This is a genomic window from Marinobacter sp. NFXS9 (assembly GCF_040148665.1).
GTDB lineage: Bacteria > Pseudomonadota > Gammaproteobacteria > Pseudomonadales > Oleiphilaceae > Marinobacter_A > Marinobacter_A mangrovi.
This window is the reverse complement of record NZ_JAGDDW010000003.1, coordinates 404,193-416,282: the sequence shown is the minus strand read 5'-3', so window position 1 is coordinate 416,282 and position 12,090 is coordinate 404,193. Positions and strand designations below refer to the sequence as shown.

The following is a 12,090-nucleotide window of genomic DNA, read 5'->3' as shown; positions in this document are numbered from 1 at the left end:
GGCGTTCTGGTCGTGATTGTAAGGACGGAAGCGGGGCTTGGCTTTGGGCATCTGACGACTCCTTGTCCGTTTGCACGATCCTATCAAACCGGAGGGGGATCTCGGGGTTTTTCTACAGCCTCAACGCCAGCCAACATGCGCGGCTACGAAATGAAGGCGAAGCCGCAATGTAGTAGGCGTCGCCGTGATTGGCCTAGTTATATTCCCCTATACCCCTAGTTAAGTTTTTCCTTTGCTATATTATTCATAATATTAGGTATTAACATTTCCGCAAAACCAGCGACCATGGCAATCATAAAAACACCATAGCTCGTTTCTACTTCGTTAACAAAAGAGAAAGCAACATTTGACTTGATTGCGAAATAAGAGAACAATGATGCCGTAATTGCAACCAGTATCCTTGAGCCGCCAATTAGACAGTTCATTTGCCAATTCGCATCAATATCGATATTTAGCTTACTGAGGCTTACGGCAATAGATAAAACCCCGCCCAATGCGCCACACAGTATTACTTGAGATAAAATCGTAGAATTTTCATCTGGCATCAAAATGGAAACAAAGAAGATTATTAAAACAAGTACAAATGCACTAAGAGTATACTGAAGTCGTCCTTGAATGGTTTTTAACTTAACAATTCGTTCTTCTGCATGCCTTAGCATCTCTTTTCCGTCGTCAAAGTTGCCAAGGATATTCGTAACCATTGCCCTAGCTATTTGCTTGTTAATAGATTCAGACCAAGATAGACTTTCGGGCAACCAAGAGTATATCCTCGCAAGATCAACACCTAGCTTTGTGTGATTTGATTTTATTTCTTCTATTTTTTTAGAATCGTCATCAATGTCTACACGTATCGCACTATCAGTCCGATAAACAACAAAATCTGGAAGTTTAGCGTAAATCTTTTTTACTAAGACATTATCATTATCTTTACAGCCTACTTTGTAATCGTATGGCTTCATCTGATTTTCACTGGAATCAGAATTCATATCGCTCTTACCTTACATGCTAAGGGGCCAGCCAAAAAAAATAACGCTTTTGTTCAGCGGTGCCCTTGCAGCGTGGCGAAAAGGGCATCCGGTGGAGGGCCATTTGGCCCGGAACAAACTGGAACTATTGGTTAAAACATAATCGCGGCCAGGGCGAGCAACGAGACCACGGCCACAGTCGCCCACCACAGCCCATAAAACTCCAGCAGCTTGGCAATGGCAGAATTTCTATAGCGGTCGTTACGTTGCTTAGCCTCGTTCCAAAAGGTGCTGAAGTTCGTCCATGACCAAAGTGGGCTAGCCTTCATCTCATAACCATGTTTTCGGAACTCAGCCCTAATTCGAAAGGCTGTCGTAACAGGCCAAAGAGAGCATCCAATGAAAATTGTGATAAAGATATAGTCCGTCATCTACGTTGATTTAACGCTTGCAGCATGCGCGCCCATGGAATGGAGCCAAAGGCGCAATGTAATGGGCGTCGCCGTGCCTGCACTGGTTAGATCTCGGCTTGCAGGAGTGTCGCTTCATATTTCTCAATTAGGCTATCACGGTACTCAGCGCCCCAGTGTTGTGAATTGTAGACTCTGTCAACAGAATTTCGGCCTGAGTAAGCTTGGTCGATTGAATTAAGTTCATCCGCGAGGTGTGGCCGAAGAGGCTCAAGATCATCGGCAAGCTGGCAGGCCACAGCCAGCTCCATAGTGAGCTTCAAACCAGCATCCGCGGTCAACATGAGATTCTCGACTTTGGGGTCTTTATTTACCCAAGATTTCATATATCGATCAACGTAGTACAGATCCCAAGTCATGTTGCGAAGCGCCCCCACCTTATTGGCCCTGGCCCTTGCTGGTTTAAACTTCATCATTTTCTTTGCTGGAATTCGTCCGAACAGCGCCGCCGCATATACAAGCGCGGCAAGCGAAAAACGAAACTCAGAAACGCACCAGTTAACGAATGTGATTAACTTTCTTGGGCGCGATATGGATGTGTCAATTGCCACGCTAGTAATTGCAAGAACGCAGAGATACAAAGAGTCCCAATCTGTAAGACGCCTGTACTGCAACACCTTACTTCGTAGGTCGTCCCGATCGGGGGCCACGATTGGGTCGACGCTCAGCTTTTGCTCAAAACCGAGCGCATACGCAGCCAGTTCATCTAATAAGTGGTCATCAATGCCGCGAAATTGCTCAAGATTTGATATTGCCTCATCTGCCCGCTCGCCGGAGTAATTAATTTTTTCGTAAATTGCGTATGTCGGGTCTAGCTGAACGTCCGCAATCCGAAAAAAGGTGAGATAAGCAGCAGCGATTCTTGATACTTCATTGGATTTCGCCCTTTTGGTGAGGTTTAGCAGGTATTGAAGACAATTCATATCAAGTATCACTTGGTACTTGACGCCTTCTGATTGGAGATTGTGCTGGTAGTTAGCCGCGTTGTAGATGTCCACATCTTTGCCCCCAAAGTTGTGAACTAACCAATCCGCAGACCGGATAACCTCAACAATGTCCGGATAATATCCCGGAACGACCATAGCGGTTGGCATAGAATGTCCCAAGAGATTGATCTAACGCTGAGCACAGGGGCGCCCAGTCATGGGCGTCCAGCGGCCGCAGGCCGCGTCCTGATGCGACTGGTTAAATGCCGGTTACCCGGCAACTCATTCCGGCACCCAACCCGAATGCCAACTCCCGATACTGTGGACCAGCAAGACCCATGGCGCCAGGAACCAGGACACTGAATTGACGGGAGTTGCCCGGCGGGTGCGCCGGATTGCCCCGCGACCTGAACACCGAATTACCGGTCAAAACCGTTGCCCAACTCAGGGCTGTATTGTGCCTGCGGGCAACCACCAAAACCGCAGCCAAACACCCAACCAAAGAACACCGGAGTAAGGCCTTTAACGCCCGGCTCAAGCGCCGGTTTGGAGCCGCGAAGCGGCGGAAAAGCGGTCGCGGTGCAGCCGTTGGTTATGCCCTATGCCCCATTTCTGACACAGCACTCCAAGGGCGAATATTGTCCAATTGACCAGCCAGCGCATCTTCCGCAATCTCAGTGTCGTAGGCCGCCTGAGCACGCAACCAGTAACCATTGGACAAACCAAAGAAACGACAGAGTCGCAGGTCCGTGTCTGCGGTTATCGAACGCTTTCCCGCAATAATCTGGCCAATCCTCTGAGCAGGCACCCCGATCTCTTTAGCCAAGCGGTATTGAGAAATACCCATCGGCTCAAGAAACTCTTCTTTCAGTAACTCGCCTGGTGTTACAGCTTCAATATTGCGCATGAGTTACCTCCTAATGGTAATCAACAATTTCGACATCTTCCGCGCCCGCCTTGGTCCAGCGGAAGCAAACCCGGAACTGCCTATTGATTCGAATGCTGTGCTGACCTTGGCGGTCACCATGCAATGGTTCCAACATATTTCCGGGCGGTACTTTAAGATCATCTAACTGGCTTGCAGCCTGGAGTTGCCGAATTTTCCTCAAGGCAACTCGCTCAAAATTGACGAAGCGTCTGACGCGGCGTCCGCTTGCCAGCTTCTCGGTATCCTTACACTTGAACGATATGATCATGAGGAAATGATGACGCAGAGCGTTATTAACGTCAAGCGTTACTATTCAAAATAGTGTGTGTGGAGAGGGGCATAACGCCGCTCAGCACGCGCGGCTACGAAATGGAGGCGAAGCCGCAATGTAGTAGACGTCGCCGTGACTGGCCTTGTTAGCTGGTCATCCGTCAATGCTCTCAAGCGTCGATACACCGTTTTCGACAACCAAGCAAAAATAATGGCCAGCCTTTTCGCAGAATAATGTTATTCCCCAGGTATCCCTTGCATTTCCGTTCCGAGGGACAGAGAACCCATCAACCACGAATTCCTTTTGCCAACATTCAGGCAAATCCTCATTGAACCAGTCTTTCCAACCTTGCCGAACACCAGACTCAACTAAAGGAAATAGCAACTCAAGGTCCGATAAATAGTGTTTAGCGAAAGCAACTTCGTCGGAAGTAGGCTCCGGATTTCCGCAGGTTTCATAGTTGTCCTCCGCATGAAGGCCAACTGTTTTATCTGAAAGTTCCGAGTCCAAATCAAACTCTGCTTCCCAGCGGGTGTGCTCACCTTTTGGCCACAACCACAATCTTGAGAAGTACTGATGATTCGTTTTTGTTACCTTCCCGCTACCACGGTTTCTGAACCAATAGATCAATCCAAAAAGAACGGCCAGCACTGCGAGAGTTAATACAAAGCTCATGTTCTCTTCTCAGCTAACGCCTGCATTTGCGGCTGGTTTGGAGCGCAGCGTAAAACCAGTCCGCCAACATGCAATGGTTAGAGCGATTTATCAATTTTGCCCGACCACAGCCATTTTTCTTCGATGATTGGACTTCCATAAGTCTCCACCAGCATCATCTCGAACTTCTCATTCTTGTCGTTAATTGCTGAGATTGGCCCCCAGCCACTGCAGATGACCGTCCCATCGGGAGCAGTCGTCTTTGACAAAAAGGCCCGACATTCAACGAGGTCGCCGAACATCAAAACCGCCTCATCTAACATTGCGTCTACTGGCTCTGGATAGCCTCGACGCTCCATCTCTGCTGGATCAACGTGGGAGTGAATTATGTTGCACGAGAGCGTAATAGATGTAGCTTCAACTCGTGCGACCAGTTGCCCGATGTCGGCGCATGGCGAACGAGTAGAGACACAGAGAGCATCATGGTCATCTCGATAAACCGCAACTTTAATATCAACTCTGTCTTCCAGCTTTTCTCTGAATCTAGCCTCAATCTCCTTGGTTTCCATGAATCCCTCTAACGCCGATGTTCAGCGGCCGGTTTGGAGTGCAACGGAAAACCGGTCCGGTGGAGGCCCATTAGGGCCGTAACGAACTGGAATGACTGGTTATGTGTTTTCCCCATTACCCCAGTAACTCCTTTTTCGCTGACACAATCAGCTTAGCTATGTGTAAATCATGTTCGTTCTTGTCAGCCGCACTAAGGCCGATGTTCTGATTGATCGTTGCGGTCAAAGAAGCTGCTATTCGTATGTGATCGCAGCCTTCCATCGCAAGGCGAAATAGATGAGGCACGTAGCTATCGTACTCGTCGTCCCATTCGCTATCTGGCTCATAAACGCCAATTGGATCCCACTTCTCCCACAAGATGCTTCGTATCCGCTCCCAAAGTTCCTTTTCTTGGCGACTTAGCTTCTTGCTCATACTGACTCACACATAACGCCCGGCTCACGCGCCGGTTTGGAGCCGCAAAGCGGCGGAAAATCGGTCGCCGTGCAGCCGATTGTTAGCTACTCTTCACTCAAACTGGAAATGGACAGAGTTCTCTCCTGATTCAGTGATCTGCCATTCCTCAAACCTGAGTCCAACGCCGTGCTCGACCTCCCATTTGGCCCAGAATCCCATGCCGAAGGTGCCCACCTCTCGCGAAGAAGGGACGAACATCGTCTGGTACACTAGCAGTGAAGCCAATTCCTCGGGTGCGCAAATGTACGGTGCGTTCTCGTCAGGATCATCTTTCCATTCTCGAAATGCTTCACGATAAGTCTCTACGGTCGCCTGATATTCGGTGAAGATCCTTTCAACGGCCTTTTGATGAAGATCGTCAAGTCGACCTAAATAGCTTCGCAGCGTACTCATTTGAGCTTCGGTTACTGCTCCTTCCTGGCCAACGAAGCACACTTCGATCGGCTCCTCTTGGTCCAGAAAGGGAATCTGCAACTCTCCAACAAGCAGATCGTCTTCACGCCGAAGTTCGCGGAGCCATTCTTCGAACTTATCGAGTTGCACAATTGACCCTCTTGCAGCTAACGCTAAGGTAACCGGCGCCGGAGCGCCAGCGAAGGGAACCAAAAGCGCCACGCTTTTGGCGTCCGGTTGACCGTTTGGTTAGGCCTCATGCGACGCTCTCCCGGGACCAATCGAAGACATCGGTTTTGAGTCGTTCCCAACGGTTTTCCAATGCCTGAGCCCCCCGCTTCGCCACAAGCTGCGATTCTCCCTCGGAAATCGGAACTGCGAGAAGAGGGAAAAGAGTGTGTGTACCTACCGATACCCTGCTCATATCATCCCATTGAAAAATTGGCACGAAAAACAGGTGAGGTAACGGTGTTCGCGGCTCATATACCTCCAGCATCCGTTCAAAGATGATTCCGGGCGCGATACTCCAACCGTCTTTCATGACGAAGAAAGCAACAGTGGAGGCTAGATTTCCGAGCCACTGGTCGGATCCCCTACGTTCGATCAGAACCTCCGTGGTAATCGAAACTCCCTGATGAGTCCGCTGCTCTAAATCCATCAGACCTACAGTCGAAGCAAAGTATTCATCGTCGATGTGGCCCGAAAATATAGTAATGCTATGGTTCTCACCCTCGTCCTTATAGTTGTGGACTCGTGCACCCTCCGGGATCTTTTCGCGAAGTATCCCCGCCCAAGCTTTATGTTCTGACGATGGTGCCATGAGTGCTCCTACGGCCTAACAGCTAATTCAACTGACTTTGTCGTATATCACCCACGCGGATAACTCCGCAGCGTGAAACGCTCCAATTTTAAAAAAGCGTAGCCCTTTCAGTCATGTAAGGCCAGTAGCCGGCTTCACGTTTTTGGAGTTTTCCGACAAAGCGAGGATAACTCCGAGTCGTGTAATACTAGGTCGCAAAAGCACCTATCGCTGATAAAGTGAGTAAGTTCAGCGCATTACAGTTGTTGGCTTTTGCATGTTCCGGAGTTTTCGTGCATTCAGTCGCTGAACTCCGCATTTTGAGCGTGATCAACTCGTTTCTCACGATGTCCTGATCATCATCTTTGCCCATACGGAAAGCGATAGGGGTATTCGATCGGGGAGAAGCAGCTGATAACAATCGGGGAAACGAAAGAAGGGACTCTCTAAGGAAAACTACCGCACCAAAAGATAAACCACCGCCGCCGCCAATATCCCCGAAATCCCCTGCCAAACCGCCACCGGATTCCGCTCAAGCAACGGAGGCCGCGTCTTGTTGAGATAAGCCTTATTAGGATGCCGCAAGTCGTAGGTGAATTCGGACAGCTCCTGGTACCGCTTGTCCGGGTTGGGATGCAGGGCCTTTTTCAGGGTTTCGTCCACCCAGGCGGGAATCGCGCGCTCGTCATCAAGGACGCTCTGGTATTTCAGGTTGCGCTGGGCCGCGGCGGTTTTGGCCTTGGCCACCTGCGGGCCGTAGGGAAAACGCCCGGACAGCAGGTGATAGGTGAGCACGGCCAGCGAGTAAAGATCCGACCGCGCGGTGCCCACTTCGCCCATGAAGTACTCCGGCGCCATATACAGCGCGGTGCCGGGCAGGGCGAGGGGATCGTCGTCGGTGCGGGCTTCCTCGATGCCGGCCACGCGGGCGGCGCCCAGGTCGATCAGGCGCACGGTGCCGTGGGTGTCGATCATCACGTTGTCCGGCTTCAGGTCCTGGTGCAGGATTTCCATCCGGTGCAGGGCATACAGGCCCTTGCTGATCTGCTCGACCAGATCGCGCACGGTTTCGAGATCCGGCTGGGGATGGTCGTTGAGCCACTGCTTGAGCGTCTGCCCCTCGATGTATTCGGTGACCGTGTAGAGGTACTGGCGTGGGCGGATCTGGGGGCCGGCTTTCATCACGTGCGCGCTGTGGACGCGTCGGGCGATCCATTCTTCCATCAGCAGCCGTTCCAGGTAGCTTTCGTCCTGCTGCCATTCGATGGAAGGCAGTTTCAGGACCACTTTGTCGCCGCTCTCCTGATCCTCCGCCAGATAGACGTGGCTGCGGCTGGTGGCGTGCAGTTCCCGCAGGAGGGTGTAGCCGTCGAAGGTGGCTTGGTCGTCCAGCACCGGGGGGAGCGGCAGGTCGGCGATGGTGGCGTGAAAGTCGGGGGTCGTGTCCCGGGGCACCGACTCCACCCGCACGATCTGCAGGGTGAGGTTGTCGGAGCTGCCGTTGTCGAGGGCGTGTTCGATGATGCGCTGCGCGGCTTTATCCAGATCGCCGGCGTGCTCCCGGCAGCACTGGAGGATAAAGGCGGTGTCGGCGTGTTCGTAGACGCCATCGGTGGCCAGGATAAACACGTCGCCGGGCCGGATGGCGACGGACCGGTAATCGAGCTCGACCGTTTCCTCGATGCCTAGCGCCCGGCTCAGGTAGTTTTCCTTGGGGGAGACCCACAAGCGGTGATCGTGGGTCAGTTGTTCCAGGCCGGCATCGTTCAGGCGGTAGATGCGGGTGTCGCCCGCGTGGATCAGATGTGCCCGATCGGCCTTGAGCACCAGTGCGCTGAGGGTGCAGACGTAGCCGCGGTTCTTGTCGAAGCGGGCATCGCTGCGCTGGGTCTGGGAATGCAGCCAGCCGTTGGTGGCGGTGAGGACACGCTCCACCGCGTGGCGCACGGACCAGGCGTCGGAGGTGCAGTAGTAGTCGTCCAGGAAGGCGCGCACGGCGGTTTCGCTGGCGATGTGGCTGACATCGCTGCTGCTGATGCCGTCCGCCATGGCCAGGGCAATGCCTTTGAGAGCCAGCAGCGGACCGGTGGGTGTCCGGCAGCCGTGGAAATCCTGGTTGGACGGTTTTTGCCCCCGGTCGGACGCCTGACCGAGAACAACCGTCAATCGGTTAGTCATGGACTTGGCAGCGGCCCCTGCCTCGGAGACAGGGGCCGCGTCATAGGGCAGACCGATCAGGCGGCCGCCCGCTCGGCAGACGGATGCGCGGCGATCTTGCGCTTGGGCGCGGTCCGAATGTGGGTGGTGTACAGGGTCAGGCCGGTGAAGGCGAGGCCGCCTACCAGGTTGCCCAGTGCCGTGGGGATCTCGTTCCAGATGAAGTAGTCGGCGATGGAGAAGCCGCCACCCATGATCATGGCCGACGGGAACAGGAACATGTTCACGACGGAGTGCTCGAAGCCCATGAAGAAGAACAGCATGATGGGCATCCACATGGCCAGGATCTTGCCGGTGACGTTGGTGGAGATCATCGCGCCGACCACGCCCATGGAGACCATCCAGTTGCACAGCATGCCGCGGATGAAGATGGTGATCCAACCCATCGTGCCGTACTCGGCGTAGCCCAGCGTCCGCGCCTCGCCGATGCCGGCGATCTTGGTGCCGACCGGTCCCGGGTCGGTGCTGAAGCCGTAGGTGAAGATGAAGGCCATCATGAAGGCCACGGTCAGGGCGCCGGCAAAGTTGCCCAGGAAGACCCAGCCCCAGTTGCGCAGCACCTGGGCGACGGTGACGCCCGGGCGTCTGTCCAGCAGCGCCAGCGGCGTGAGCATGAAGACCCCGGTCAGCAGGTCGAAGCCCATCAGGTAGAGCATGCAGAAGCCGATCGGGAAGAGCACGGCGCCGATCAGGAAAACACCGGTCTGGACCGCGACGGTCACCGCAAACACCGCGGCCAGGGCCAGGATGGCGCCGGCCATGTAGGCGCGGATCAGGGTGTCGCGGGTGGACATGTAGATCTTGGATTCGCCGGCATCCACCATCTTGGTGACGAATTCCGACGGGACTAAATAGGACATCTTGGCTTCCTCTTGCGTGTGGTCACTTACGTTGTGTGGCCCTGCCTCAGTCGGGCGGGCTTTCTTTTGGCGGGCACAAAAAAACGACGCCACACCGGGCCTGCGTTGCAGACGGATGCGGACGCCGTTGTCCGGTCGTGCTTCGGTTGTCTGGGCCGGGCGGATTCACCCGACGTCGTTGTTGTCAGAGCAACTCCCGTGCCCAATTTTCAGGAAGTTGAAAATTGCACTCGTTATCAACGTATTAGTGAGTTTTTTGAGGCGTCTGGTCGCCGCTTTCCACAGGCTTGATGCCGAGTCATGCACAATAATGAATCACGCCGACACCATCCGGGTGCTTTGCCGAGGCCACTTTCATCGCGCTGCCAAGCCGGGGCACTCAAGGTACAATGCCCACCTTTGAAAGGATTCGGAGATTCCCGTTTTGTTGTCGGCCTACCTGAACGCGCTGTTTCCCGTCGTTTTCTGTGCTGTGCTGGGGCTGATCCTGGCCCGCCGGACCACGTTGCTCGATTCACCGGCTCTGTCCCAACTCGTCACCCTGATTGGCCTGCCGGCACTGATTCTCAAGGCCATGCTGGGGATGGATACGCCGATCTGGAGCGTGTCGGATACGTTGATCGCGATCCTCGCGGTGTTGGCGCTGTCGGCGGTGGTGGGGGCGATTGCCCTGAAGCTGTCCGGGTTGGAGGTGCGCGGCTACCTGTCCATGCTGGTGAATCCCAATACCGGCAACCTGGGGATTCCGCTGGTGTTCTCGCTGCTGGGCGATCAGGCCCTGGTGCACGCGGTGGTGGTGTCCACGGTGGTCCAGATCAGTCACTTCACCCTGGGCGTCTGGCTGCTGTCGGGGCGCTTCTCGTTCAAGGCGATTTTCTCCAATGCCTCGATCATCGCGCTGCTGGTAGGGCTGGTCTGGGTCGTGACCGGGATCGAAGCGCCGGAAGCGGTGACCCGCACGCTGGATATCCTGGCGGGCATGACCATTCCGGTGATGCTGCTGTTGCTGGGGCGTTCACTGGCCTCCATCAACCTGCGGGAGTTGGGGCAGGTGTGGCGGATTGTCGGTCTTTCCATCGGCCGCGTGGTGCTGGGGCTGGGCTCGGCGCTGGCGGTCATCACGGTGCTGCCGCTGGAGCCGATTGTGGCCCACACCATACTGATCCAGGCGAGTATGCCGGTGGCGGTGATCAGCTATATCCTGGCCGCCCACTATGAAGGACCCAAGGACGACATTGCCGCGGTTATCCTGCTCAGCATGCCGTTCTCCCTGCTGGCGGTTTTTGCGGCCCTGCATTTCGTCTGATCGGGCACCCGATCGAACCTATGCCCGGGAAACTTGATCCCGGGCAACCTCTTGGCGCGTTCCCTGCTGCATATTTCACAAAAGTGACATATCTGGTCTATACCGTTCTGATAACCCAATGATTCCCGGCGTGTTCCACGATGAGCCCGAGCCGGGGAATAACCGGCGTTTAAGACGAGGACTTCGCATGGACAGCCAGCCCAGAACCATCCTGACCCGCACCGGAGCGCTTGCCGCGTTCCTGACCGCAGCCGTGTTTTCCACCTCGACCCTGGCCGAAGAACTGCGGCTGATCACCTGGGGCGGCTATGCCCCGGACGACGTGGTGGCCCAGTTCGAGAAAGAAACCGGCATCGACGTGAAGATCACCCTGTCGAACAACGAGGACATGATCTCCAAGCTGCGGGCCACCGGCGGTGCCGGCTTTGACCTGGCCCAGCCGAGTCAGGACCGGATCATCGGCGTGCAGCGCCAGTTCAACATCTATCAGCCCATCGACCTGAGCAAGATCGACACGGACCAGATCCAGCCGTCCATGCTCAAGGCCACCGAGAAATCCACCGACCTGAACGGCAAGCAGTACGGCGTGCCGGCGGTCTGGGGCACCAGCGGCCTGATCGTGAACAAGGACGTGGCGGACACCGTCACCGATTACACCGACCTGTGTGACAGCGCCGTGGCCGGCAAGGTCAGCTACCGTCTCAAGCGCCCGACACTGATCGGCTTTGCCTTCGCGCTGGGTGAGGACCCGTTCGCCGCCTACGACGACAAGGACAAGTACCAGTCCATCCTGGCCAAGGTTGAGGACAAGCTGATCGACTGCAAAGCCAACGTGAAGACCTACTGGACCGGTGGCGACCAACTGCTGGCCCTGATGCGCACCGGTGAAGTGAAGGCGGCCATGGCGTGGGACGCCGGCGGTTGGAAACTCCACGGCGAGAACCCGGACATCAGCTTTGTCGCCCCGAAATCCGGCGCCCTGGGCTGGATCGACACCTTCGCCCTGCCGCGCCGCAGTGAAAACGTCGATGCTGCCTACAAGTGGATTAACTTCGTCATGCAGCCGGAAATTGCCGCCAAGATCACCAACCAGTCCGGTAACTTCACCGCGTCCAAAGGCGCCGACGAATTCGTGAAAGCAGACCTGCGCGATGCCTATCGCCAGAGCTTCGACGAAAAAGCCCTGAACAACATCAAGTGGTACCCGCCGGTGCCGCCGGGACTGGAAGCCATGGAAGGGCAGGTGCTGGACCGCGTCCAGGCCGCCAACTGATC

At 55.0% G+C, this 12,090-nt stretch carries 13 protein-coding genes; 2 read left to right on the top strand and 11 right to left on the bottom strand.

The window, feature by feature from the left end:
• Positions 1 to 215 precede the first annotated feature (215 nt).
• The 11 genes from J3364_RS07935 to J3364_RS07885 all read right to left on the bottom strand — a co-directional run bounded on the left by J3364_RS07935 (position 216) and on the right by J3364_RS07885 (position 9,509).
• Positions 216 to 986 (bottom strand): hypothetical protein, encoded by a 771-nt coding sequence (locus J3364_RS07935; protein WP_349557829.1) that lies wholly within the window; start codon positions 984 to 986, stop codon positions 216 to 218.
• Between the two features lie 496 nt (positions 987 to 1,482).
• Complete coding sequence (locus tag J3364_RS07930; protein WP_349557828.1) at positions 1,483 to 2,529, bottom strand: hypothetical protein; 1,047 nt, start codon at positions 2,527 to 2,529, stop codon at positions 1,483 to 1,485.
• A 424-nt stretch (positions 2,530 to 2,953) separates the two neighbouring features.
• Positions 2,954 to 3,268 carry a HigA family addiction module antitoxin gene (locus tag J3364_RS07925; protein ID WP_213477037.1) on the bottom strand — a complete coding sequence of 105 codons (315 nt, stop codon included), beginning with the start codon at positions 3,266 to 3,268 and terminating at the stop codon, positions 2,954 to 2,956.
• A gap of 10 nt (positions 3,269 to 3,278) precedes the next feature.
• On the bottom strand, positions 3,279 to 3,557 hold the full coding sequence (locus J3364_RS07920) for a type II toxin-antitoxin system RelE/ParE family toxin (RefSeq protein WP_349557827.1): 279 nt from the start codon (positions 3,555 to 3,557) through the stop codon (positions 3,279 to 3,281).
• A 156-nt stretch (positions 3,558 to 3,713) separates the two neighbouring features.
• Positions 3,714 to 4,235 (bottom strand): hypothetical protein, encoded by a 522-nt coding sequence (locus J3364_RS07915; protein ID WP_349557826.1) that lies wholly within the window; start codon positions 4,233 to 4,235, stop codon positions 3,714 to 3,716.
• Between the two features lie 77 nt (positions 4,236 to 4,312).
• Complete coding sequence (locus J3364_RS07910) at positions 4,313 to 4,783, bottom strand: hypothetical protein (protein WP_349557825.1); 471 nt, start codon at positions 4,781 to 4,783, stop codon at positions 4,313 to 4,315.
• Positions 4,784 to 4,898: 115 nt separating this feature from the next.
• Positions 4,899 to 5,198 carry a hypothetical protein gene (locus J3364_RS07905; protein WP_349557824.1) on the bottom strand — a complete coding sequence of 100 codons (300 nt, stop codon included), beginning with the start codon at positions 5,196 to 5,198 and terminating at the stop codon, positions 4,899 to 4,901.
• A gap of 93 nt (positions 5,199 to 5,291) precedes the next feature.
• Positions 5,292 to 5,783 (bottom strand): DUF6985 domain-containing protein, encoded by a 492-nt coding sequence (locus J3364_RS07900; RefSeq protein ID WP_349557823.1) that lies wholly within the window; start codon positions 5,781 to 5,783, stop codon positions 5,292 to 5,294.
• 106 nt (positions 5,784 to 5,889) lie between these two features.
• Positions 5,890 to 6,453, bottom strand: coding sequence for a suppressor of fused domain protein (locus tag J3364_RS07895; protein ID WP_349557822.1), 564 nt, complete (start codon positions 6,451 to 6,453; stop codon positions 5,890 to 5,892).
• A gap of 435 nt (positions 6,454 to 6,888) precedes the next feature.
• Entirely contained in the window at positions 6,889 to 8,610 is a 1,722-nt protein-coding gene (locus J3364_RS07890; RefSeq protein WP_349557820.1) for a bifunctional protein-serine/threonine kinase/phosphatase, read from the bottom strand.
• 56 nt (positions 8,611 to 8,666) lie between these two features.
• A complete protein-coding gene (locus J3364_RS07885; protein WP_349557819.1) occupies positions 8,667 to 9,509 on the bottom strand; it encodes a formate/nitrite transporter family protein in 843 nt (280 codons plus the stop codon).
• Positions 9,510 to 9,933: 424 nt separating this feature from the next.
• On the opposite strand from J3364_RS07885, the gene J3364_RS07880 reads away from it, so the two are divergent.
• Both J3364_RS07880 and J3364_RS07875 read left to right on the top strand, forming a co-directional pair.
• Entirely contained in the window at positions 9,934 to 10,815 is an 882-nt protein-coding gene (locus tag J3364_RS07880) for an AEC family transporter (RefSeq protein WP_349557818.1), read from the top strand.
• Between the two features lie 187 nt (positions 10,816 to 11,002).
• The gene (locus J3364_RS07875) at positions 11,003 to 12,088 is read left to right on the top strand and encodes an extracellular solute-binding protein (RefSeq protein ID WP_349557817.1); all 1,086 of its coding nucleotides are present in this window, start codon (positions 11,003 to 11,005) and stop codon (positions 12,086 to 12,088) included.
• The last annotated feature ends 2 nt before the right edge of the window (positions 12,089 to 12,090 follow it).